The 24,981-nt window shown below is 61.7% G+C and carries 15 protein-coding genes and 3 tRNA genes; 12 read left to right on the top strand and 6 right to left on the bottom strand.

The annotated features are described in order from the left end of the window. Positions 1-109: 109 nt before the first annotated feature. The 5 genes from recD to BUE38_RS10000 all read right to left on the bottom strand — a co-directional run bounded on the left by recD (position 110) and on the right by BUE38_RS10000 (position 11,824). Positions 110-2,248: an exodeoxyribonuclease V subunit alpha gene (recD, locus tag BUE38_RS10020; protein ID WP_084541855.1), complete on the bottom strand. Its 2,139-nt coding sequence runs from the start codon at positions 2,246-2,248 to the stop codon at positions 110-112. Beyond that, positions 2,245-6,090: an exodeoxyribonuclease V subunit beta gene (gene recB / locus BUE38_RS10015; RefSeq protein ID WP_073435032.1), complete on the bottom strand. Its 3,846-nt coding sequence runs from the start codon at positions 6,088-6,090 to the stop codon at positions 2,245-2,247. The genes recD and recB overlap by 4 nt, the downstream gene beginning before the upstream one ends. Further along, positions 6,087-9,722 (bottom strand): exodeoxyribonuclease V subunit gamma, encoded by a 3,636-nt coding sequence (gene recC, locus BUE38_RS10010; RefSeq protein WP_073435115.1) that lies wholly within the window; start codon positions 9,720-9,722, stop codon positions 6,087-6,089. Before recC ends, recB begins: the two co-directional genes overlap by 4 nt. A 148-nt stretch (positions 9,723-9,870) precedes the next feature. Further along, the gene (locus tag BUE38_RS10005) at positions 9,871-10,395 is read right to left on the bottom strand and encodes a methylated-DNA--[protein]-cysteine S-methyltransferase (protein ID WP_084541854.1); all 525 of its coding nucleotides are present in this window, start codon (positions 10,393-10,395) and stop codon (positions 9,871-9,873) included. After that, a complete protein-coding gene (locus BUE38_RS10000; RefSeq protein WP_234986867.1) occupies positions 10,382-11,824 on the bottom strand; it encodes an AlkA N-terminal domain-containing protein in 1,443 nt (480 codons plus the stop codon). The genes BUE38_RS10005 and BUE38_RS10000 overlap by 14 nt, the downstream gene beginning before the upstream one ends. 232 nt (positions 11,825-12,056) lie before the next feature. Between BUE38_RS10000 and BUE38_RS09995 the strand changes: the two genes are divergently transcribed. The 10 genes from BUE38_RS09995 (at position 12,057) to dbpA (ending at position 21,520) form a co-directional block, all read left to right on the top strand. Beyond that, positions 12,057-13,361 carry a DUF2252 domain-containing protein gene (locus BUE38_RS09995; protein ID WP_073435031.1) on the top strand — a complete coding sequence of 435 codons (1,305 nt, stop codon included), beginning with the start codon at positions 12,057-12,059 and terminating at the stop codon, positions 13,359-13,361. A 324-nt stretch (positions 13,362-13,685) separates the two neighbouring features. Then, positions 13,686-16,292 carry an alanine--tRNA ligase gene (gene alaS / locus BUE38_RS09990; RefSeq protein ID WP_073435030.1) on the top strand — a complete coding sequence of 869 codons (2,607 nt, stop codon included), beginning with the start codon at positions 13,686-13,688 and terminating at the stop codon, positions 16,290-16,292. Positions 16,293-16,428: 136 nt separating this feature from the next. Then, complete coding sequence (locus BUE38_RS09985; RefSeq protein WP_073435029.1) at positions 16,429-17,679, top strand: aspartate kinase; 1,251 nt, start codon at positions 16,429-16,431, stop codon at positions 17,677-17,679. Between the two features lie 199 nt (positions 17,680-17,878). Beyond that, entirely contained in the window at positions 17,879-18,082 is a 204-nt protein-coding gene (gene csrA, locus BUE38_RS09980) for a carbon storage regulator CsrA (protein ID WP_073435028.1), read from the top strand. 91 nt (positions 18,083-18,173) lie between these two features. Further along, positions 18,174-18,266: transfer RNA gene (locus BUE38_RS09975), tRNA-Ser, on the top strand. 61 nt (positions 18,267-18,327) lie between these two features. Then, positions 18,328-18,404 (top strand) — tRNA-Arg (locus tag BUE38_RS09970). A 120-nt stretch (positions 18,405-18,524) separates the two neighbouring features. Further along, positions 18,525-18,601, top strand: a tRNA-Arg gene (locus tag BUE38_RS09965). Positions 18,602-19,024: 423 nt separating this feature from the next. After that, a complete protein-coding gene (locus tag BUE38_RS09960; protein ID WP_073435027.1) occupies positions 19,025-19,882 on the top strand; it encodes a PA4780 family RIO1-like protein kinase in 858 nt (285 codons plus the stop codon). After that, positions 19,879-20,019, top strand: a complete 141-nt coding sequence (locus tag BUE38_RS23100; RefSeq protein ID WP_200802172.1) for a hypothetical protein — start codon at positions 19,879-19,881, stop codon at positions 20,017-20,019. Before BUE38_RS09960 ends, BUE38_RS23100 begins: the two co-directional genes overlap by 4 nt. A 97-nt stretch (positions 20,020-20,116) precedes the next feature. After that, complete coding sequence (dbpA, locus tag BUE38_RS09955; RefSeq protein ID WP_073435026.1) at positions 20,117-21,520, top strand: ATP-dependent RNA helicase DbpA; 1,404 nt, start codon at positions 20,117-20,119, stop codon at positions 21,518-21,520. Positions 21,521-21,709: 189 nt separating this feature from the next. Here dbpA and BUE38_RS09950 read toward each other — a convergent pair whose 3' ends face one another. Then, on the bottom strand, positions 21,710-22,663 hold the full coding sequence (locus tag BUE38_RS09950) for a tRNA dihydrouridine synthase (protein ID WP_073435025.1): 954 nt from the start codon (positions 22,661-22,663) through the stop codon (positions 21,710-21,712). 186 nt (positions 22,664-22,849) lie between these two features. Here BUE38_RS09950 and BUE38_RS09945 point away from each other — a divergent pair, with 186 nt between their 5' ends. Next, positions 22,850-23,110, top strand: a complete 261-nt coding sequence (locus BUE38_RS09945; protein ID WP_073435024.1) for an OadG family protein — start codon at positions 22,850-22,852, stop codon at positions 23,108-23,110. Positions 23,111-23,176: 66 nt separating this feature from the next. Further along, the gene (gene oadA / locus BUE38_RS09940; protein ID WP_073435023.1) at positions 23,177-24,973 is read left to right on the top strand and encodes a sodium-extruding oxaloacetate decarboxylase subunit alpha; all 1,797 of its coding nucleotides are present in this window, start codon (positions 23,177-23,179) and stop codon (positions 24,971-24,973) included. Positions 24,974-24,981 lie beyond the last annotated feature (8 nt).

Raw genomic sequence — 24,981 nt, 5'->3', positions numbered from 1 at the left:
ATCCGGTTGGCACTGGGCAGCTCGCCACTCGTTGCTTGCGGCCCGAAGCTGGATCCTGATCTGCTCGAAGCTCGAAGCTCGAAGCTCGAAGCTCGAAGCTGGGGCTGGCTCAACCCTCCTCAACCACCAACCCACTCACCCGCATGACTCGCTGTGTGACCGCCTGGTCGAGTACCTGAGCGGGGCCGGTTTCCACTAGCGTCAGCCAGCGTCTGGCGCGTGTGATGCCGGTATAGATCAGTTCGCGGGTGAGGATCGGGTTGGGAGCGCTCGGCAGGACCAGTGCCGTGTGCTCGAACTCGGAGCCCTGGGACTTGTGCACGGTCATGGCGAAGACGGTTTCGACGTCCCGCAACCTGGCAGGCAGCACCCAGCGAATGCGCTCACTACCGTCACTGGCAGCAAAAGCCACGCGCAGTGATACCTGGGCCGGGTTTTCGGGGTGCGGGCGAGCCAGGGTAATGCCGATATCGCCGTTCATCAGTCCAAGGCTGTAGTCATTACGAGTTACCAGCACCGGCCTGCCGGCAAACCAGCGTTCACCGTCGGCATCGGCCAGCCATTGCGGTAGCCAGCCACTGCGTGCCAATGCCCGGGTGATGCGTGTATTCAGGCCTTCTATGCCCCAGCGTCCACGACGCAGGGCGCAGAGTATCTGGAAGCTGCCGTGGGCACTCAGTACAGCTCTTGCCCAGGCGTCCCAATGGTCGTTTGTGGCGGTGTTATCGGGACGTTGCTCATTCATCACCGATAGGTAGTGGGCGTAGCCACGGGCCGCGCCATTGGAGAAGGCGGTCGACAGGCCCTCCACCGCCAGACGATCGAGACGCTCATCCTCGGTATCCAGACTGGAGTTGGGGAGGCCAGGGTTGAAGAGACTAAGCCTGGAGAGGTCGGCATGACCCTGTTGCAGGACCAGGCGGCTGACATCGGGCTGGCCCGAATTGATGGCGGTAGCCAACTGGCCAATGCCGCTGTCTGCATCGAAGCGGTGGCTGACTCGCAACATGGTGACGGCCTGGTCCAACGCCGTACCAGTCGCGTCGATATAGTCGTCGGGGAGTCTCTGCCCGCAGGCCGCATCCAACCACTGCCGAGTAGCTTCCAGATAGTGGCCGCCTTCGGCACGCTGACAGAGATCGCCCAGTACGGCGCCAGCTTCCACCGAGGCCAACTGGTCCTTGTCACCGAGCAATACGAGACGCGCGTCCCCTGGCAAGGCGTCGAGCAGTGCCGCCATCAGCTCGACATCGACCATCGAGGCTTCATCGACCACCAGCACATCGACCGGCAATGGATTGCTGGCATTGTGGCGCAGGCGACGGGTATCCGGGCGCGAACCCAGCAGGCGATGCAGGGTCACGACCTGGGCGGGAATGGCCTCGCGCAGGATTTCCGGATCACTGTCCAGACCATCGAGTTCAAGCCGTTCCAGTTGTGCGGCGATGGAGGCATTGAGACGGGCCGCGGCCTTGCCGGTCGGCGCGGCCAGGCGTATACGCAACGGCTGACCGGTTTCGCCCAGCGCGCGGCTCTGCAACAGGGCCAGCAGCTTGACCACCGTCGTGGTCTTGCCGGTGCCGGGGCCACCGGTGATCACCGCAAAGGCGGACCTGGCGGCCAGTGCACAGGCGAGGCGTTGCCAGTCAGGCATCGGGGTTGCAGAAGCCTGAGTGTCTGGAAACAACGCATCAAGGATCGACCGTAGAGGGGCTGCCGGTAGCGGAGCCGCCTGCAGGCGTGCTTCGATATGCTGGCGAATGTTCTGTTCATGTTGCCAGTAGCGGCGCAGATAGACCCGGGTCCCGGCCCCCTGACCGACCACCACCAATGGCGACTCGCCTGGGCCGCGCTGCACCAACTCGGGGTGCTGGAGTGCGGCGGCCCAGCGTTCGCTGGTCAAACCATCGAGCACGGTACTGGGCAGCGGCGGAGGATCCTCACGGTCATCTCCTTCCGGGGGGAGTGACAGCGCCAGGTCGGGAGCCGTCAGGGTCTCGTCCAGCGCCAGGCACAGGTGGCCGCGACCGAGTTGATGACTGGCTAGTGCCGCCGCCATCAGCAGCAACGGAGAGGCATCAGGACATTCACGGGCGAGAAACTGGGTGAAGGCATGGTCGATGGCGCGCAGCCAACCTCGCTCCACCCAGCGAGCCAGGAGCGTCAACAGTGCATCGTGATCATTGAAAACCATCGGTGTTGATGTGTCTGATCCGGTGAGATGGTCTGGTTCCCTGGTCGGGCTCATGGGGTTTCTCCCGCGAGGGTTTCAGGACGCGGCGCACCACTGAACAGGCGATCCAGGGCCTCGATGAAGGCTTCCGTGGGACTCTCGGCGTGGACGCCTCGGCTGGGCGCGGTGGTGCCGCGCAGGAACACATAGACGGCACCCCCCAGGTGTTGTGAGGGGCGGTAAGCGCTCAGCCGCGATTTGAGCAGGCGGTGGACTGCCAGCAGATAGAGGGCGTACTGCACATCATAACGTTTGGCCAGTACCGCCTCGCGCATGCGTTCGATGCTGTAGTCCTCGTCATGGTCGCCGAGATGATTGGACTTCCAGTCGAGGACGTAGAAGCGCCCCTGACATTCGACGACCAGGTCGATGAAGCCCTTGAGCATGCCATTGAGAGTATCCGGCTCGAGCCGCGGTCGCGGATGGCCGGGCAGCAGGTGCTGGCACACCAGGTCATCCAGGCGGCGTGCATCAACCTGATGGCTGGCCAGCCAGAATTCCAGTTCCACCCGGTATTGAGCTGGAGCAAGTTGATCGAGTTGCAGACTCTCGCCACCAGGCAGAGGCAGTTCGGCACTCAGCAGGTCATCGAACCACTGGGTCAGAGACGGTTGCCAGCTTTCCCAGCCCCGCAGCCGGGTGCGTCGGGCAAGCATATCAGCCAGGTCAGGTGAGCCAATGGTTTCGGCAAACCCCTGTTCACCGGCCCACTCCAGCAACCCATGCAGGAAGGTGCCGGCGGCGGGACCGCGAGGGAAGCGATGCAAAGCCCCTGACCGTTGGGCCTCCGGTTGTGTGGTGAGGTCCACCGGTTCGCTGGCCAACTCCCGGGTGTTGGCTTCCAGTGGGGTTGCCGGTTCCCGGTGTAGCGAATCCAGACTCTGAAGGTCACTATTGCCTTCGTGGGCGTCAGGCAACAGGCCAGCATCATCGTCGAGTGCCAGCTGTTGCTGAGATGCCGGGGAGGGCTGGCGCAGAGGACCCAGTTGCAGCGCCGAGTAACTGGCGATCCACCAGTGTTCGCGTGCCGGGCGCAGTGGCACACGAGCGGGGGTCAGCTCGGGACCGGAGTGATCGGCATCGAGACGTGTGTCGCTGACCGCCGGGAGAGGTTGCACGGCAATATCCGGGGTGATCTCCGGGGTGATGTCAGTATCATCAGAGACGAGTCGCGCCAGGGCGCTGGCAAGCTGATCGGGAGCCAACTCCGCTCCCCCCGACAGCAGGTAGCCGATGGCACTGTGCTCGAGCTCCTTGAGTGGAGCGAGCCCCAACCAGGTGGCGTGACGGGCACGGGTCATGGCGACATACAGTTTGCGCAGGTCCTCGGCCAGGCGCTCACGGTCTGCCCGCTCGATGACCTGGTCGTCGACGTCCAGCGCCAGTTGGCGGCGATTGCCGTCGTGCCACCACAGTGGCACATCGCTGGCCTGGGTACGTCGGTGGTTGGCGATGAAAGGCAGGAAGACCAATGGGTATTCAAGACCCTTGGACTTGTGGATGGTGACGACCTGTACCAGGTCGGCGTCGCTCTCCAGCCGGAGACGATGGCTGTCATCACCGGACGACTCATTCTGGCGGGCTTCGGCAAGATAACGTATCAGTGCGTGCTCGCCATCCAGCTCCTGGCTGGCCTTCTGCAGCAGTTCTCCAAGGTGCAGCAGGTCGGTCAGTTGTCGTTCGCCATCATTGTCGTCGGCCAGCAGGCGCGCGGGCACCTCGAAGTCATTCAACAAGCGGCGCAGCATCGGCAGGATACCCTGGCGCCGCCAACGTAGCCGATAATCCCGGAACTGCAGCACCCGGCTCTCCCAGGCCAGTTCATCCTGGTCGGGACCGCCTGCCAGGCGATCCAGGTCGCTTAGACTCAGCCCCAGGCTGGGCGACGCCAGCGCTGAGCGCAGCGCGTTGCCATCATCCGGGTGACTGACGGCGCGCAGCCAGCGCTCGATCTCGATGGCGGCGGGACTGGCGAAGACTCCATCATTGTCGGATAGGTAGACGCTGCGCACACCGCGCCGGGCCAGTGCCTGACGAATGGCGCGAGCCTCTGTAGCGTTGTTGACCAGCACCGCCAGATCCGCCGGACGCAATGGCTGCATCTGTTCCTGTCGGCGGAATCCGGCCTCGCCCCGGCTGGCGGCCTGAAGCAGGCTGACCATGTAACTGGCGCAGGCCTGAGCCAGGCTGTCGCGATACTGCCCTCTGGTGAGTACCGTGTCGCTGTCATGATGCCAGATGGTCAGGGCAGGCAAGGCCTTCCCCTGTTGGCAGAGCTCTTCGTCTCGCCCGCGGGCGCCTACCTCGGCAAAGGGAACAGGGTTGTCGTCTCCCTCACGGAACAGGAAGGCGCCGGCAGGCCAGGCCTCGGCCTGGAGAAAGCAGCGATTGACCGCCGCCACCATATCGCGGCTGGAACGAAAGTTGGTGGTCAGCGTCGCGTGGCGGCCTGCGGTATCACGCCGTGCCTGCAGATAAGTATGAATATCCGCGCCACGGAAGGCGTAGATGGCCTGCTTGGGGTCGCCGATCAGCAGCAGACTACAGGGATCCGCTTGGCTGTCGTTGTGGTCCGGAGCATCCTCCTCTCCGAGACGATAGACCTGCTGGAAGATGCGGTATTGGGTCGGGTCGGTGTCCTGGAATTCGTCGACCATGGCCACAGCGAACTGGCGGCGGATACGAGTGGCGAGGCGTCCTTCCTGGTCACCCTTCAGCGCCTCGTCGAGGTGTTCGATCAGGTCATCGGGACCGATCTCGGCACGCTTGAGCTGGGCCTGGTGACGTCGCTGGGCCATCCAGCGTACCGCGTGCCGGACCAGTCCGGGCCAGGCAGTGGGCAGGGCTGCCAGCTGGTTCGGCAGGGCCTCCAGAGCGTGCAGGGCTGGATGGTCGAGTACCTCGCCGGTCTTCCATATTTCCGCCATACCGGCAGGAGTCAAGCGTTGCCAGGCCGCGTCGGTGAGTGCCGGACGCTCCATCTGTGGATCACTGGCCCAGTCATGCAGTGCCCCGAGCCAGTTGCTGCGACTGCGGGCATTGAGCTTCTGACCGGCGAAAGCCTTGCGGGCCGCCGCCGCTTCCAGTGCCTCGCCGAATTCCTCGATCCACGCGGCCCAGGGAGCCTTGATCTCGGTGAGGGCCTGGCGACGTTGTGCCTCGACTTCGTCGAGGGTTTCACCGGGAGGTGGCGCGTCCTCCAGCGCATCGGCATGGGAGAGAAAGCGTCGCAATGCTTGATGGAGGTCTTCAGGTGTCCGCCAGTACTGCGCTATCTGCGTCAGTGACTCGGTATCCAGCGGGTAGAGGAAGGTACGCCAGTAATCCCTGGCCACCTCGAGTTCCAGCTCGCTCTGGTCGGTTTCCAATGCCAGTGAGAACAGACTGCCACTGTCGAAGGCGTGTTCGCCGAGCATACGGTGGCACCAGGAGTGAATGGTCGAGATGGCGGCTTCATCCATCCATTCAGCCGCCAATTGCAGACGCCGGCCACAGGCCGCCCACTGTTCCCGAGGCCATTGATCACGCAGTCGAACCAGCGGATCGTCGCTATCGCCGGGCTCACCGAGCAGGAAGTGCTCGGCGGCCTCGACCAGACGGGCGCGTATACGATCACGCAACTCCATGGTGGCGGCGTTGGTAAAGGTCACCACAAGGATTTCCGGCGGCGTCAACGGACGGGGAAAGGCTGTCTGGTCATCGGTCTCCTGTGGCCCCAGCACCAGGCGCACATACAACAGGGCGATGGTGAAGGTCTTGCCGGTACCGGCGCTGGCCTCGATCAGGCGGTGCCCATTCAACGGCAGCGTCAAGGGATCCAGGGCGGAGACTGGTGAAGGAGCGGCTCCTGTGCTCATAAGGAGGCCTCCCGTCTGGATGACTTGTCGGGTGTCCCGGATTGCAGATGGCGACTGAGCGGCCCATAGAACTGCTCGGCCAACTCGGCAAAACGCAGACCATGGGTCCGCAGTAGCTCCAGCGGGTCAGGCCACTGGCGCTGCAGGTAGAGGTTGCGTTGGTACTCGCCGGGTTGAAAGGCGTTACCGACCAGGATTCGGGTCGCCTCGTTGATGGCCTTTTCGTCGCTGTCCTCGAACTGGCCACTGAGCCAGCGCTGCATGGCCGCAGGTGTGCCGCCCCGACGCAGCCAGCCGAAAGCGCTGTCACGGGCCAGTGGCAGAGGCTCCTGCAGGGCACAGCGGTAACTGATGGCAATCGACTCGAGCAGTTCGCGGGCTTCGCTGGCGGGCATCGGCAACAGACTACCGTTGCCGGTGCGGGACAGCAGTCGGGTGGTGGTGGGGCCGAGGTTCAGTTGCATGACCAGGTGCGTCAGCCAGGGGCGCAGCCAGTGCCTCCAGTTGTAGCGACCCTGGCGCACCAGACTTGAGGTGCTCAGTATCACTCGGCAGCGGTCACCCTCGGTACTCTCGCGCAGTTCATCGATGGCATCCTCGATGATCAGACCGGGCAGCGACAGGCTGAAGGGGGTTGGCGTCTGGTGAGCATGGGGCCAGGTGGTCAGGGCTTCTTCATAGAGCGTGAACAGGTCATCCATGGACTCGACCAGATCCTGCCGCATGCGCTCGGCGAAGCCGCCCATGGCCAGACGCCCCTCTGCCGTCAGGCGTTCGAGCGTCGTGGCCAGTGCCTGCTGGCGAGGACTGCCCTCATCGATGGCGCGGCGCTGGGCATGGATCAGGGCATCCTGCAGTTGCCAGTGTTCCAGGCCATCAAGAGCGAAGGGTTCATGATCGAGACGGCCACTCTCGGGCAATTGGAGCTGTACGCCGAGACGTTGCTGGAAGAAGGCCGCCACCGGGTCCTCAAGTACCCGAGACAGAGTGGCCAATGGCAGGGGCGCGGCCGGTTGCCAGTCGCCGAGTGACAGCTCATCCGTTGCTGACGCCTGCTCTTGAGAAGAGGCGTCATGAACCTGACGCCATTCGTGGGCATAACTGAACAGGCGTGGGATGCCCTTGAAGTAGCGTGGGCTGAAGGGCGTCAGCGGGTGTTCGGTGGTCAACTGTGCCAGCAGGAGTTCGCCGCCCTGGTTGTCATGAATCTGGTTGTCTTGCCCCTGATCATCGTGACGGTCCGGGTTGTCGGAGCTGCTCTGGCTATCGAGACTGTTCTGGTTGTCGTGGCTGGGGGAACCGGCAGGAAGCCAGCCATGGGCCAGATGGTCGCGCAGTTGTCCCACCAGTACTGAAGGAGGACGCTCGGTGTTGTCGTGAATACTGCGCCCGACCCAACTGATGGCCAGCCGCTCGCGAGCCGACAGCAGTGCCTCGAGAAACAGATAGCGGTCGTCCTCGCGGCGTGAGCGGTCACCGGGGCGGTAATCGTGGCCCATCAGATCGAAATCCTGAGGGATCTGGGTGCGTGGGTAGTCGCCGTCGTTCATGCCCAGCAGCCAGACGTGGCGGAAGGGGATCGCGCGCATCGGCATCAAGGTGGCAAAGTTGACGGCCCCGGCGAGAAAGCGCTGGGACAGACTACTGTGATCCAACGCTGCCAGCCATTGCTCGCGCACCACGGTCAGTGGAACGGCTTCCTCGAATCCCGCTTCCTCGGCGGATGCCTGCCACTCCTCCAGAGACTGGTCGAGGCGTCCGAGCAGGGCACTGTCAGCATCATCCACAGCGACCAGACAATCGTCGAGCAGTGCCCGCAGGCGCTGACACCAGTCATCGACGCTGGCCGGATGACTGAGGGCATGCCAGTGGTGCTCCAGGGTCTCGGCCAGTTGCACAAGTGGGCCGGCAAGAGCGGCATCGAGGCCACCGATGTCCTCATAAGGAGCGATATCGTGCCAGCCCGAGCCACCGCTGCCTACGGCATAACCCAGCAGCATGCGCTTGAGGCCGAAGGCCCAGGTGTTCTGCTCGAGCCCGCCGGGCAGATCGAGGCTGGCTCGCTGCCCCGCATCCAGTCCCCAGCGAATACCGGCCCCCGCCACCCAGCGTTCGATCAGCGCCAGATCCTGCTCGTCGATACCGAAGCGCTGACGTACTCCGGGCACCTCGAGAAGGTCCATCAGGTTGCTGACCGAAAGCCGTAGCTCGGGCAGGCGCATGAGAGTTTCCACGGCAATGGCCAGTGGCTGACGATGTCGACTCTGTTGATCGGAGACGGTGAAGGGAATGAATCGGGGGTCGTCCGCCTCGAGGCGCCCGAAGACCGCGCTGACGGCGGCGGCGTAGGTGTCGATATCCGGCACCATCACTAGAATATCGCGGGGCTTCAGGCTCGGGTCGTTGCTGAACGCCGCCAGCAACTGGTCGTGGAGAATTTCCACTTCGCGCAGCGGACCATGGGCAATATGGAAGGCCAGGGAGTCGTCATCGGCCGAAACGGCCGGCCAGCGTTCGCGGGTTTCCGCCAGTGGCCGCAGGGCTCGGATATCATCCTGCAACTGATGCAGTAGCCGCTGGTGGCCATCAGCATCGGTATGTGGCTCGAAGAGGTCAATGCGCAGCGCTTCCTGTTCGAACAGCTCGGCATAGCGGTGGTGTTCATCGAATTCATCCAGCAGGCGCAGGTAGTCACGCCCTTGCTTACCCCAGGCGGCGAGTAGTGGGTGGGCGTGCAGGTGCATCTGGCTGTCGTCGAGATTCAGTGGCATCCCCGGACGCTGTTGCTGGCGGCGTCGCGCCGCGCGCAATAGATCGCGGTGCTCGATGATGTCGGCCCAGTAGAATTCGCAGGGGTTGTGAACGAACAGTACTACCTGGCTGACGCGGGACAGAGCGGCGAGTGCTTCCAGGGTCTGACTGGGCAGCGAGGAAATCCCGAATACCACAATGCGTCGTGGCAGCCCCGCTGGTGGAATGGTCTGGTCCAGTGACTGGCAGGCAGCGACGAAGCGTTGGTGTACGCCGGAGCGGCTCGAGGCAATACCTGCCTCACCAGTGTCATCACGCAGGGCTCGCCAGAGGATGGCCTGCCAGCGCTGGTCCTCGGCCAATGGACTAACCTGGCCACGCGCGTCGATCAGCATATCATCCTGGTTGGACCAGGCTTCCAGCCAGTCGCCGCGATAGACCTGATACTGGTCAAAGAGGTCGGCCAGGCGCTCGGCCAGTTGATGCCGCTTGCGTTGGTCCCCGTCATCCTCGAGATAGCGCCGCAAGGGAGCAAAGGCATCATCCTCGAGCAGGGCGGGAAGCACCCGCATCAATCGCCAGGTGAGGCGTGACTTGTCGAAGGGGGAGGTCGGAGGTACCGCTCCGGGACCTTCCAGTTCGGTCAGCACCGTGCGGTAGGCTTGCCAGAGGAAACGCGCCGGGAGCGTGACGTCCAGCGCGGCGGCGATTCCGCAGCCGCCATCCTGCGGGTCCGCCGCCAGTGCCAGCTTGAGCCATTGGCTGATGCCGTTGCTCTGGACCAGCAGCACCTCGTTTTCCAGCGGAGTCAGCGGATGTCGACGTAGCCACTCCACCGCCAGTTCACGCAGTGACTCGAGACGATTGCCATGCACCACCATGAACCCCGGAGTGAGGGAGTTCGTGGTGGGAGGGCTTGTGGCAGAGGGTGCCTGCACGATGCTTTATCCTTGCGGTCAGCTTGCTGCCTGCATGGTGCCGCAAAGCGCCGCGCTGGGAAAGGCAAGGTCCGTCGTTGAGCGGCGGAGATCAACCCGGTTGCAGTTCCAGCGGAACCTCCTGGGCTTCGAAGGCCAGCAGCCATTGCTTGCGACCGATGCCACCGGCGTAGCCGGTCAGGCTGCCATCGCTGCCGATGACGCGATGGCAGGGCACGATGATGGCGATCGGGTTGCGGCCATTGGCGGCACCGATGGCGCGTTGGGCACCCTTGCGGCCGAGACCCTCGGCCAGCTCGCCGTAGCTGCGGGTCTCGCCATAGGGAATGCGGCTCAGTGACTGCCACACCTGATGCTGGAAGTCGGTGCCTGCGGCATCCAGTGGCAGGTCGAACTGCTGACGTTGCCCGGCGAAGTATTCTTCCAGTTGGGTACGACAGGTTCGGGTGAGATCACTGGGACGTTGTGACAACTGACTGACCTGGTCGTTGTCCATGAAATCGAGGCGAGCGATGCCACGAGCCGTGGCGGCAATTACCACACTGCCGAGGGCCTCACTGGCTGGAGGTTGGTAGCACTCCAGTCCCACATACTGCTGCCAGTCATTGTGCTTCATGATCGAGACTCCACAGTTGCATCAGAAGATAGCTCCGCCAGGGGGCCGCCTGTTCGGCATTGACCTGTGGCCACTTTACCAGGGCTCGGCGCAGTCCAGCATCACCACTCAACCAGACATCGGGGTCGGAGTCACCACGCAGGCGCGCATAGTCCCGTGTCCAGGGACCGATGCCGCTGACACCCTGAAAGTGGGTATTGCCCTCGAGGGTGGCGCGGGCTACGTCGATCAGTGTCTGGCGTCGCCGACCGGGCATGCGCAGGAACTCCAGCGGATGGGCGGCAATGGCGGCAGCATCGGGGAAGTAGCGCCCGCCATCGGCGGCTGGCTCACCGAGGTGATCGATGAGCGTCTGAGTCAGGCGCCGTGCAGCGATGAGGCTGACCTGCTGGCCGAGAACGGCACGTATCATGGCCTCGAACGGTGACCAGGTGCCGGGCAGGCGAAGCCCAGTCATCAGTGGTAGTTCGGGCTGGCTGGCGGCGAGATGCTGTTCGATGACGTCACAGTCGGCATCCAGATCCAGTACTCGGCGGATATTGGCGACCACTGGCGCCAGATGGCGAAGGTCGTCGAGTGCCAGCTCGACCCGAAAGGCGTTGCGCTGAGGCTGATGATGGGCGGTGAAGTGCCCTCGGGCGTCGCCCCAGCGGAAGTGTCGGCCAAAGGCGTTTTCTTCCACCCATTCCAGTCCCTGGAGGTAGCGCCTGCTCATGAAGTCGCGATAGACCTGCCAGGCATAGGGCGGACGATAGCTCAGGTTCAGTTGCAACATGGCGTGAGGGGCTCTGGGTTCCACCTGTTGGCGACGAATATCCCGCGGGGCCAGGCCGATGCGTTGACGAAAGGTGTCGTTGAAGCGTCGCACACTGCCGAAGCCGCTGGCGAAGGCGATCTGGGTGATCGGCAGCCGAGTCTGGTGCAGTAGCTGCTTGGCGAACAGACACTGGCGGTGTAGAGCGTAGGCCTTGGGAGAAACGCCAAAGCGGCGCTGGAACAGCCCGCGTAGATGGCGTTCACCAATCCCCAGACGGTCGGCCAACTGGGTCATGTTGCCGGTGCTCAATGCGCCTTCGTCGATCAGGCGCAGGGCACGTCGCAGTGTGGTGTCGGTGCCTCGCCAGGCCGGTGAGTCGGGGGCGCTGTCCGGGCGACAGCGGAGGCAGGGGCGAAACCCAGCCGTAGCGGCTTCCAGAGCACTGGCGAAGTACCGCACGTTGCGCTCGTGGGGAGTCGGTGCCGGACAGATCGGTCGGCAATAGATGCCTGTGGATACCACAGCGACAAAGAACCTCCCGTCGAAGCGTGGGTCGCGTGCCAGGCGGGCCACACGACAGTGTTCCGGGTCGAGATGTGAGGCTCCGGAACCCCGGGCATCAATGCTCTGGGTGTCGTGCTCTGGGGGTAGGGCCCTGGTATTCATGGGCATGCTTGACTCCGTATCCGCTGACCGTCGCTGCTGTGCTGCTGGCGTTGTACGGTGCAGTATTCGAGGCAGGGCTGGGCAACACCTGACGGCTGCTGCATGCTGGTGGCATCACCGGCAGTCACTGTGAAGTGTATCCTGACTCGCGCAATGAACTAGCCGAAATCGGAACTGAATGACGGACATGGTGCCTTTATGGGTTGAATTCAGGCATCCAGTGCTCTGGAGGAGTGGAATGTCGTTACCCCTTACGCAGCACAATCGGCCCCGGCAGTTGCTGGAGGCCATCGATGACGCCAACGCCGAGTTGCGGGATGACGATCGTACGACCAAGTACGCCAGGTTAGCCGTATCTCCCTATGCCTTCTTTCGTGGTACCAATCATCTCTACTGGGCGGATGTCTGGCATGACTGGCGGTTCTCGCTGTATGGCGGTCTTCCCGAAACCCAGACCTGGTTGCAGGGGGATGCCCACGCCTTCAATTTCGGTGCCTATGGTCATCATGATGATCGCGTGCGCTATGGCATGGATGACTTCGATGACGCTCTGATCGGTGACTATCAGTACGATCTATGGCGTCTGGCCATCAGCCTGGTGCTGGATGCTCGCGAGAACGCCGAGCTGTCGCGCAAGTCGATCGGCAAGGCACTCAAGGCGCTGGTCGAGAGTTACCACGATGAACTGGCCGGGCATATGCGTGGCGAGGCGCCGCAGTGGGTCAATGTCGATACAGCCCGTGGTCCCTTGAAGCCTTTCATGGAAAAGGTCGAGCGCAAGCACAGTCGCAAGCGAATGCTCGACAAGTGGACCAGCCTCTCTGATGTGGGGCGACACTTCGACCGTCCCGGCAAGCTCGTAGGTCTGCCGGCGCATCTCGATTCCCAGTTGCGCAAGGCCATCAATGAGGAATACCGCAGCACCCTGCGCGGCGAGCTGGCCGAAGAGGGGGGCGAGCACTTCCGGGTCAAGGACAGCGCGCGTCGACTGGACGCTGGTACTGGCTCGCTGGGGCTGGATCGTTTCTATGTGTTGATCGAGGGAGGTGACGCGCATCAGCACGATGATGTCATTCTCGACATCAAGGAACAGCGGCCGCCGGCGGGATTCGCGATGATGAGCCGGGCGCAGCAGCGCGCGTGGCGCAATACCTTTCCCCACGAGGGTGCCCGTCATGCCGCCGCTTTCATTGCCATCGCCGAACACCCGGACATCTATCTGGGCTGGCTGCATCTCGCCGGCAAGGTGTTCTCGGTGCGGGAGCGCTCCCCATACAAGGAAGATTTCCCGACCCACAAGGTCGAGGGTGGCAAGGAATACCGCAAGGTGGTCAAACAGTGGGGGCGGATCCTGGCTCGAGAACATCTGCGTGGCGCTCGTGCCCTGCATCCGGATGACCCATCACGTTTCGCCCGTGCCGTCTGTGCCGAGGTCGAGGGACGGATGGACCACGCTGTACAGATGGTCACCACACTGGCGTTGAGTTATGCCGAATGTGTCGGGCAGGACTACCGTACTTTCGTTGATGCCCGCTGCAGTTGATATGCACCGCAGTTGATGAGCGTAAAGGTGGATGTCGGTGGCAAGCCTCGCACCTTGATATGTCGTGTCTGCCGGAAAGGGGCGGCGCCTGGAAGCGAGCGGGGCTTGAAGAAAGTGGTTCGCCACTGCGCCATCCGACCTGTTTTCGGGGGCATGCCAGCAATGAGTTAACGTCCCCCACTTTAGTCGCTTGACAACTACGCTATAATGTTTCCCCTTTACCAGCCCCGGGCCATGAATATTGATGCGCTCCGAGGCTGCTGGCATGCCTTGCGGACAGCGCTGCCAGCCGACGGCTACCTTGCTCATCGCCACGGAATTTTCATGAAAAGCGCAGATATCAGACAGGCCTTCCTGAGTTACTTCGAAGAACACGGTCATACTCGTGTGCCCTCCAGCTCACTGGTTCCGGGCAACGACCCGACACTGCTGTTCACCAATGCCGGTATGGTGCCGTTCAAGGATGTGTTCCTCGGTCGGGATCCGCGTGATTATGTTCGCGCTACCTCGTCTCAGCGCTGCGTGCGTGCCGGTGGCAAGCACAACGATCTCGACAACGTCGGCTACACCGCGCGCCACCATACCTTTTTCGAGATGTTGGGCAACTTCAGCTTCGGCGACTATTTCAAGCGCGATGCGATTCGTTTCGCCTGGACCTTTCTCACCGAGGTACTGGGGCTACCCAAGGAAAAGCTCTGGGTCACCGTGCATATCAGCGATGATGAGGCCGAGCGCATCTGGAAGGACGAGATGGGCATTGACCCCCAGCGGTTCTCGAAGCTGGATGAAGACAATTTCTGGCAGATGGGCGACACCGGTCCCTGTGGCCCCAGTTCGGAGATATTCTTCGATCACGGCGCCGAAGTGGCTGGTGGACCTCCCGGCAGCCCGGACGAGGACGGTGATCGTTACATCGAGATATGGAACCTGGTCTTCATGCAGTTCGATCGCGATGCTCAGGGCAACCTGAACCCGCTGCCCAGACCCTCCATCGATACCGGTATGGGCCTGGAGCGTATCGCGGCCGTGATGCAGGGCGTGCATTCCAACTACGAGATCGACCTGTTCCAGAACCTGCTCAAGGCCGCCGCCGAGGCGACCGGGCACAATGACACCACGACACCGTCCCTGCGGGTGATTGCCGATCATATCCGTTCCTGCGCCTTCCTGGTGACCGATGGCGTGCTGCCGTCGAATGAGGGACGTGGTTATGTACTGCGGCGAATCATCCGCCGTGCGATCCGTCATGGCCATAAGCTGGGCGCTCGTGGCGCCTTCTTCCATCGTCTGGTCATGGCGCTGGATGCTGAGATGGGGGAAGCCTACCCGGAGCTGCGTCAGGCACGTGGGCAGATCGAGCGCGTGCTGCTCAAGGAAGAAGAGCAGTTCGCCCGTACTCTGGATCATGGCATGGGGTTGCTGGAGTCGGCACTGGCCGACCTCGACGGCGATACGTTGCCGGGCGAGACCATCTTCAAGCTCTACGACACCTATGGCTTCCCCTACGACCTGACCGCAGATGTCTGTCGTGAGCGTGGCGTCAGCCTGGATGAGTCAGGCTTCGAGCGTGAACTCGAGGCGCAGCGGGAGCGTGCGCGGGCGGCCAGCCAGTTCGGTGCCGAATACGGCGCGACCATCGAGCTCGATGGTCAGACCGACTTCACCGGCTATGATCGCCTCGAGGATGAGTCCACTGTCGTGGGATTGTTCGATGGTCAGGGCAACGCCCTGGCGTCACTCGACACCGAGCAGAGTGGTGTGGTGGTGTTGGATCGCACGCCCTTTTATGGGGAATCCGGTGGTCAGGTCGGCGACACTGGTTATCTGCAACTGGCCGAGGGACGTTTCCTGGTCAAGGACACCCAGAAGCAGGCGGGCCATCACCTGCATCATGGCATATTGCTCGAGGGTAACCTGAGCGTGGGTGCTCGGGTGACACCGCAGGTCGATGCATCGCTGCGTGCCGCGACTGTGCGCAATCACTCCGCAACGCACCTGCTGCACAAGGCTTTGCGCATGGTGCTGGGCGACCATGTGCAGCAGAAGGGCTCGCTGGTGACAGCGGAACGTCTGCGTTTCGACTTCAGCCACTTCGAAGCCATGACCGCCGAGCAGCTCAAGGAAGTCGAGCGTCTGGTCAATGAGCAGGTGCTGGCCAATGCGTCGACTCGGGTCGAGACCATGACCCTGGACGAGGCCAAGGCTCGTGGTGCCGCCGCGCTGTTCGAAGCCAAGTACGCGGACCGGGTGAGGGTGCTGACCATCGGCGCCGACGACTTCTCTGTCGAGCTGTGCGGTGGCACACACGTTCAGCGCAGTGGGGACATTGGCTGTTTCCACATTCTCACCGAAGCGGGCATTGCCTCTGGCGTGCGGCGTATCGAGGCCATTACTGGCGAAGGTGCGCTGGCCTGGTTTGCCACTCAGGAGGATAGCCTCCAGCGTGTCGCGGAGCGCCTCAAGGCACGTCCGGAGCAGGTCGAGGAGCGGGTCGAGTCACTGGTCGAGCGCAACCGTACTCTCGAGAAGGAGCTGGAACGCCTCAAGGCGAAACTGGCCAGTGCTGCGGGCAGCGATATGCTCAGTCAGGCGCTCGACATCAACGGAGTCAAGGTTCTGTCCACGCAGCTTGAGGGTGTTTCCGGCAAGGATCTGCGCGGCGTACTCGACCAGCTCAAGAACAAGCTTGGTTCCGGTATTGTGGTGCTGGGAGTTGCCGATGAGGCGGCTGGCAAGGTCAGTCTGATCGCCGGGGTGACCGATGACCTCACCGCCAGAGTCAAGGCGGGAGAACTGGTCAATCATGTCGCCAGCCAGGTGGGCGGCAAGGGCGGTGGCCGCCCGGATATGGCGCAGGCAGGCGGTAGCGATGTGGCCGCATTGCCTGCAGCGCTGGAGAGCGTATCGGACTGGCTCAGCGCCAGGCTGTAATCTCCAGGGGCCGGAGAGGGCTGAGTCTCTCCGGCCCTTTTTTCTGCCTTTTGACGGCAGGTTTTGCCTTTTGACGGCAGAGTACATAACCGTTTGATTCAATGCATAACAGTCCAACGAGCGAGGAAGACGGCATATGGCACTATACGTACAGAAGTTCGGTGGGACGTCGGTCGGCTCGGTGGAGCGAATCAAGGCCGTGGCCGAGAAGGTCAAGGGCTTTCGTGAGCAGGGCCATCAAGTAGTGGTGGTGGTGTCCGCGATGAGTGGAGAGACCAACCGCCTGATTGGCCTGGCCAACGAGATCAATGATGAACCGACCCCCCGGGAAATGGACATGCTGGTGTCCACCGGCGAGCAGGTGACGATTTCGCTGCTGGCCATGGCGCTGCACAAGCTGGGCGTGCCGGCCACGTCCTATACCGGTTCCCAGGTCGGCATACTCACCGACAGCGCCCATACCAAGGCCCGTATCCAGCGTATCGAAACCGATGAGATGCGTGAGGACCTTGATGAAGGTCGTGTGGTGGTGGTCGCGGGCTTTCAGGGGGTGGATGAAGAAGGCAACATCACGACTCTGGGTCGCGGTGGCTCCGATACCACCGGCGTGGCTCTGGCAGCCGCCCTCAAGGCTGATGAGTGCCAGATCTATACCGATGTCGATGGCGTCTACACCACCGACCCGCGCGTATGCTCCCGGGCCCAGCGTCTCGACACCGTAACAGTCGAGGAAATGCTTGAGCTGGCCAGCCTGGGTTCCAAGGTTTTGCAGATTCGCGCTGTCGAGTTTGCCGGCAAGTACAATGTTCCGCTGCGGGTGCTGTCCAGTTTCCAGGACGGCCCCGGCACCCTGATCGTTGCAGAATCCGAACAAGACGAGGACTCCATGGAAGAACCGCTGATCTCCGGTATCGCCTTCACCGTCAACGAAGCCAAGCTGACACTGCTCAATACCCCTGATGTACCGGGGGTCGCGTCACGCATCCTCGGGCCGATCGCCGATGCCAACATCGAAGTCGACATGATTGTGCAGAATGTGGCTCCGGCAGGCGACTACACTGATTTCACGTTCACGGTGGCAAAGGGGGACTTCAAGCAGACCACTCGTATCCTCGAAGAGAAGGTCATTCCGGACCTCGGTGGCGGTGATCTGCGTGGTGATGACAATATTGCCAAGGTGTCACTGGTGGGGGTGGGAATGCGCTCCCACGCGGGTGTGGCCTCGAAGATGTTCCGCGTACTGGCGGATGAGAACATCAACATCCGCATGGTATCGACCTCGGAGATCAAGATCTCCGTGGTGATCGACGAAAAGCACATGGAGCTTGCTGTTCGCGCTCTGCACGAGGCTTTCGGGCTCGACAAGTCTGATATCGAGAGCGAATAAGCAGCCTCGCTGCCGCGTACAACATCTACGCTAGAAGGGGGAGCCCGCCGTTTTAAATCGGTATGGGGCTTCCCTTAAACGGCACAATCAGGTGTCATGAGGCGTTGTTGTCCGTCCTATGATGAGTAACCGGGCAACTGCTGGCCTGTTCGCAGGCAGCGAAGCGACTTTCGTAACAGGTCTGAGAAGGAGATCAGTCATGCTCATCCTGACACGCCGCGTCGGCGAAACCCTGATGATCGGTGATGACATTACCGTCACCGTTCTGGGGGTCAAGGGAAACCAGGTGCGTATCGGCGTCAACGCGCCGAAGGACGTTGCTGTTCATCGCGAAGAGATTTACCAGCGTATTCAGCGCGAGAAGTCCGATGAGAGCACCTCTGACGATGACGGCGGCAATTGAGATCGTTGACCAGTCTGTTGGCGTAGTTATTTTTCACTTCAGACTGGACAATGCCCTTGGTTATCGGTAGGATACGCACCGTGCCGATGAGGGAGAGGTGGCCGAGTGGCTGAAGGCGCTCCCCTGCTAAGGGAGTATGGGGTTTATAGCCTCATCGAGGGTTCGAATCCCTCCCTCTCCGCCATTCGGGATGTGGTTGCAATGATAATTGCAACGACAATTCGATAGTCGGCATCGCAAGACACGCGCCCGTAGCTCAGCTGGATAGAGTACCTGACTACGAATCAGGTGGTCGGAGGTTCGAATCCTCCCGGGCGCGCCATCTTGTAGATTGGATGGTCTTGCAAGTGGTAGATGGTTGCATATTGCCTGTGAGAAGGGTGCGTTTCCGTTCTTCAGATGATCTTGTGACAGACCTTGTAATGAGTCTTTCATTACTTACGCGCCCGTAGCTCAGCTGGATAGAGTACCTGACTACGAATCAGGTGGTCGGAGGTTCGAATCCTCCCGGGCGCGCCAGTTTCCAGACCCGTCCTCTTGCGAGGACGGGTTTTTCGTCTCTGATTGATTTCCGATGACCGGCTTGCTGGCGTTTTGCCAACCGGTCACGATCGTTTATGCACCCTCCTTGTGAGGGTGTTTTTTTTGGTAGGCCAGGCATGGCCCATCGCACCTTGATTGGCGTTGGTCTCGAGAGTGGTGCTCGGGATGACCTGGAGGGAGTCCTCTGCGTGCCCGACCAGGGTGGGCCTATACCCAGGTCATCAGGAAGGAATACTATTAACATGGCAATCAAAATGAGTTGCTGTTGGTGAAGCCTCGGCGTGGCGCCGTCCACGCTGGATAATGGTTCGGAATTTGCTGGAGAGGAAGCCCTGGATACAGCGGGTGCTGCACTTATTGGTTGAATTCAGGACTGAACAGGACGGATTGCCAGGAACCATGAAAGTACCCAAGAGATTACAGCCGCTGGTCGATGATGGCATGATCGATGAGGTCATTGCCCAGTTGATGAGCGGCAAGGAAGCACAGGTGTATGTGGTGCGTTGCGGTGACGACTTGCGCTGTGCCAAGGTTTTCAAGGAAGCTAGGCAGCGCAGCTTCAAGCAAGCAGTGCAATATCAGGAAGGCCGTAAGACGCGGAACAGCCGCCGCGCCCGGGCGATGTCGAAGAAGACCCGCTATGGCCAGCAAGAGCAGGAACAGGCCTGGCTGAATGCTGAGGTCGATGCCCTGTATCGACTGGCGTCGGCTGGCGTGCGCGTCCCCCGGCCATGCGGCTTTGTCAATGGCGTCCTGCTGATGGAGCTGGTGTCCGACGACGAGGGCTACGCCGCCCCGCGGCTGGATGACGTCACGCTGAGCGCGGAGCAGGCCCGCGACTATCACGGCCAGGTGATGGCCGACGTCGTGCGCATGCTGTGTGCTGGCCTGGTACATGGTGACCTTTCCGAGTTCAACGTGCTGGTGGACCGGCATGGCCCGGTGATCATCGATTTGCCACAGGCGGTGGATGCCGCCGGCAACAACAGCGCTGCCATGATGCTGGAGCGCGATGTCGACAATATGCGCGCCTATTTCGGCCGCTTTGCCCCGGAGCTATTGACTACCGATTACGGCAAGGAGATCTGGGCGCTCTATGAGGCGGGTGAACTGCACCCGGACAGCTCCCTTACCGGACATTTCGAGCATGACACGGCCAGTGTCGACGTCGGGAACCTGATGGCCGTCATCGATGATGTTCGTGAAGAACAGGCCGAGCGCATGGCGCCGACCTGGGAAGAGCAGAACGACGATTGACGAGCCTGGCTGCCCTGGTGCTCAAATTGCGCGTTCACCTGGCGCGTTTCCACGTCGTGTTTACCCCCAACAGCAAGCATCGGGCCCTGGTAGTGAAGACTGTCTGGGGCAAGGCCCGGGAGCCGGAAGACGCGTAAATGCGGCTCATGCCCACTTCCACCAGAATATTGCCCCGCGCTTACCTAAAATGCGCCGCCCTCTCTCCTTCCAAACCAAACCAAACGAGTCCCTGCTTTGACAACCCCGGATACCAACCACCCGCGCGATTTCCAGTCACTGCCACTATCGCAACCCCTCCTGACAAACCTGGAGGATCTCGGCTATGCCCACCTGACGGAAATCCAGGCCGCCGCGCTGCCGGCGATTATGGAGGGACGGGATGTGATCGGCCAGGCCAGGACCGGCTCAGGCAAGACCGTGACCTTTGGCCTGGGCCTGCTGCACAAGCTGCAGGTAGAGCAATTCCGGGTGCAGGCACTGGTGTTGTGTCCTACCCGTGAGTTGGCGGACCAGGTGGCGAGGGAGTTGCGCAAGCTGGCGAGGACCATTCCCAACATCAAGATCCTGACCCTGTGTGGCGGTATGCCCTTCGGGCCGCAGGTTGGCTCGCTCAAGCATGGGGCGCATATCGTGGTGGGTACGCCCGGGCGCATTGATGATCACCTGCGCAAGGGCAATCTCGACCTGAGCGAGGTGCAGGCTCTTGTGCTGGACGAGGCGGACCGGATGCTGGATATGGGCTTTCAGGCGGTGCTGGACCAGATTCTGGCGGAGCTGCCACAGCAGCGTCAGACGCTGCTGTTTTCAGCCACTTATCCCAAGACCATCGATGCACTGGCGGCGCGGGTGTTGCGCAACCCAGTCAAGGTGGAAGTCTCCTCGCCGCACACCCAGAGCACGATCGAGCAGAAATACTACCGGGTGGAGAACAACGAGGAGCGGCCCGCAGCGCTATACCAGTTGCTGGCCAACTTCGATGCTTCCTCGGTACTGGTTTTCTGCAATACCAGGAAGGACACCGATGAGGCTGCGCAGGCGCTGAAGCGCGCCGGATTCTCCGCGCTTGCGCTCCATGGAGATATGGAGCAGAAGGATCGCGATTGTACGCTGGCGCTGTTTGCCAATGGCAGCGCTTCCATTCTGGTGGCGACAGACGTGGCCGCGCGCGGGCTGGATATTGAGGAGTTGCCGGTGGTGGTTAACTACCACCTTTCACGCGACCCGGAGGTGCATGTGCACCGGATCGGCCGCACCGGCCGGGCAGGGCAGAAGGGGGTGGCGCTGTCGCTGGTCAGCAAGAAGGAGATCTACAAACTGGAGCGGTTGGAGGAGTCGACACAGCAGCCGATAACACTGCAGGAAGTTCCGCCGTTGCCCAGGGACTTTGTGGCTTCACGGCCGGTGATGTCTACGCTGCAGATTGATGGTGGCAAGAAGCAGAAGGTGCGTGCTGGGGATGTTGTTGGCGCACTGACTGGGGAAGGTGGCATTGACGGAACTCAGATCGGGAAGATTCAGCTGTTTGATTTCTCTACTTTTGTAGCGGTGGAGCGAGAGGTCGCCAAAAAGGCGTTGGGCAAGCTTGCCAATGGAAAACTGAAAGGCCGTAGATTCCGCGCGCGGATTGTGGGTGTCTGAGCGCTTTCAGCGGACAATCTGGTATGCACAGCCTGTTTCGCCCACCGTCACGTTGCGAAAGGCTTCGTCCGACTGCCCGCTGCCACTACGCCCGGACGTGCGGCCAGCAGCCATATCATCGGTGGTCCGGCTGTTGAACAATCCCGGAAGGATTGTGTGGGGGCCGCGGGAGACCTTCCATGTTCACGACTAGCCGACGGCAATGGCCGGGGGAGGCGTTTGATTGAGTCCGTCGAGGAGGGCGTCGAGATCGGTGATGCGGCGCACGGCCTGAAAGCGCTCGGCGGCTTCACTATCCCTGGCGCGCATCTGGTTCATCCATTGCTTGAGTAGTGAAACTACCACTCGTTCTGGTAGTGTAGTACGCTGCAGTGCAGCATAGTTGCTGAGCAGGGCGGCGCGCTGCTCCCAGCAGGTGTCGAGGAGGCGCTCCCCTGTGCGCTGCCAGTGGCGAATGCGCGGAGCCAGCCAGGGGTCGGCAAGGGCGCCGCGGCCAAGCATGACGTCGCGACAGCCGGAAAGGGTGCGGGCCTTCCAGTAGTCTTCGAGGGTCCAGATGTCGCCGTTGGCAACCACCGGGATTTGCAATTGGCGGCGAATGCGACCGATCCATTCCCAGTGGGCGGGTGGTCGGTAGCCCTCATCACGGGTGCGGGCGTGTACCACCAGTTGTGTGGCTCCGGCGTCCTCCGCCGCTCTGGCGCACTCCAGGGCCAGTCGGCGATGGGAAAAGCCGAGACGGATCTTGGCCGTGACCGGGATGGTGTCGCCTACAGCACGGTGCACGGCGTCCACTGCGCGGAACAGTCGGTGTGGATCGCGTAATAATGAGGCGCCACCGTCATGTCGGTTGACGAGCTTTGCCGGGCAGCCGAAGTTGAGGTCCAGACTGATGGCGCCCAGGCGCAACGCCTGGCGGGCGTTGGCAGCGAGGGCTTCGGGGTCGGAGCCGAGCAGTTGCAGGTGAACGGGGATGCCGCCAGGAGTCGCCACGCTGTCCCGGGTCAGCTCGGGGCAGTGCTTGTGGAACACTCTGGGCGGCAGGCGCGCGTCGACGACCCGCACGAACTCGGTGACGGTCCAGTCGAAACCGGCGTCTCGTGTCAGCAGGTCTCGGGCGTGGTGATCGATCACGCCTTCCATGGGGGCGAGACCTATGCGACCTTCGTCTAGGCCTGATCTATGTAGTAAATTAACAACCAAAACTGCTACCTTAACGCGATTGTCATCTGCCTCAATTATGGCAGGCTATAACATCAAAATTACTGGCAGGTGGCTCGATCATGAAAAATCGATACACTTTGGCGCAATAACAAGGGGAGATTCTGCATGCAGGATTCACAACTCCTGAACGAAGGCCTCAGCCTGATGGGGCTAGGTATGGGCTTCGTTTTTGTTTTTCTTACGGTGCTTGTTGTCACCATGACACTGATGTCCCGCATCATTGGACGTTTCTTTCCGCAGCCGGTAGTGCCGGCAGCAGCGCCACGCAAGACATCGACCTCTTCTTCTTCGCCACAGCAGGATGAAACCCTGATGGCGGTGATCACGGCTGCCATCCATCAGCACCGGCAGCGCCATCGTCGCTGATTCTGCGCCGATTGCAACGAATTTCCAGCTCCAGTCAGCAACTTTCAACGATAACAGGGCCATGACATGAGTGAGATTCAACGACCGCTCGGCATCACCGATGTCGTGCTGCGCGACGCCCACCAGTCGCTATTTGCCACCCGCATGCGTATTGACGACATGCTGCCGATTGCCGAGAAGCTCGACAGGGTTGGCTTCTGGTCTCTGGAGTCCTGGGGTGGCGCGACCTTCGATGCCTGTGTTCGCTATCTCGGTGAAGATCCCTGGGAGCGTATTCGGGCCCTCAAGGAGGCCATGCCCAACACGCCCCAGCAGATGCTGTTGCGTGGCCAGAACCTGCTGGGCTATCGCCATTATGCCGATGACGTCGTGGATCGTTTTGTCGAGCGAGCGAAGACCAATGGTGTGGATGTGTTCCGCGTATTCGACGCGATGAATGATCCGCGCAACCTCGAGCGTGCCATCAAGGCGGTCAAGGCCAACGACGGCCATGCTCAGGGGACGATCTCCTACACTGTCAGTCCGGTCCATACCCTGGAAAGCTGGGTAGAGCTGGCACGAACCATCGCCGAGATGGGTGCCGACTCCCTGGCCATCAAGGATATGGCTGGACTACTGACGCCCTATACCGCCTATGAGCTGGTGACACGTCTCAAGCAGACGCTGGATATTCCCATCCACATGCAGTGCCATGCCACCACCGGCATGTCGACAGCCACGGCACTCAAGGCGGCCGAGGCCGGTATCGATAATGTGGATACCGCGATTTCCTCGATGTCGATGACCTATGGCCACAGCCCTACTGAATCGGTGGTGGCAATTCTCCAGGGTACCGAGCGTGACACTGGACTCGACCTTGAACTTCTCGAGGACATTGCCGGGTATTTCCGTGAGGTGCGCAAGAAGTACGCGGCGTTCGAGGGCTCGCTCAGAGGGATCGACTCGCGCATCCTGGTGGCCCAGGTGCCCGGTGGCATGCTGACCAACATGGAAAGCCAGCTCAAGGAGCAGGGGGCCGGCGACCGTCTCGACGATGTGCTGGCCGAGATTCCGCGAGTACGTGAAGACCTGGGGTACATTCCGCTGGTGACGCCAACGTCGCAGATCGTCGGTACTCAGGCGGTCATGAATGTGATGATGGGCGAGCGCTACAAGTCCATTTCCCGCGAGGTTCAGGCACTACTCAAGGGCGAGTATGGTGCGGCGCCGGCAGCCTTCAACGCGGAGTTGCAGCAGCGCGTGCTGGAAGGTGGTGAGCCGATCACCGAGCGTCCGGCGGATCACCTGAGCGCGGAGATGGATCGTCTCACCTCGGAGCTTGCGGACAAGGCGAGTAACGAAGGCATTCGCCTGGCGGAGGGCGGGCGTCAGGTCGACGACGTATTGACCTATGCACTGTTCCCACAGATTGGCTTGAAGTTTCTCAAGAATCGCGACAACCCCGACGCTTTCGAGCCTGTGCCGACACTCGAGTCCGCGCAGGCGGCGACTCAGCCTGCCGCCACGACCGCTTCCAGCGGGCCGGAAACCTACACCGTCAAGGTCAACGGCAACGCCTATGTGGTCGAGGTGAGTGAGGGTGGCGAGATTACCCAGGTGGCGGAAGCGGCTTCGGCGGCTCCGGCAGCGTCTGCCGCTCCCGCTGCCTCCAGCGGTGTATCGGTAGACGCGCCACTGGCAGGCAACATCTTCAAGATCAACGTCAAGCCGGGGGATAGCGTGGCCGAAGGCGACGTGGTGGTGATCCTCGAAGCGATGAAGATGGAAACCGAGGTGCGCGCTCAGGTGGCCGGCACCGTATCCGAAGTCAAGGTGACTGAAGGCGACAGTGTGTCCGTAGGTGACGCGCTGGTCGTGCTCTAGGGACGCAT

Origin of the sequence: Halomonas cupida, assembly GCF_900142755.1 — a bacterium.
Classification (GTDB): Bacteria; Pseudomonadota; Gammaproteobacteria; order Pseudomonadales; family Halomonadaceae; genus Halomonas; species Halomonas cupida.
This window is presented reverse-complemented; position numbering and strand designations above follow the sequence as displayed.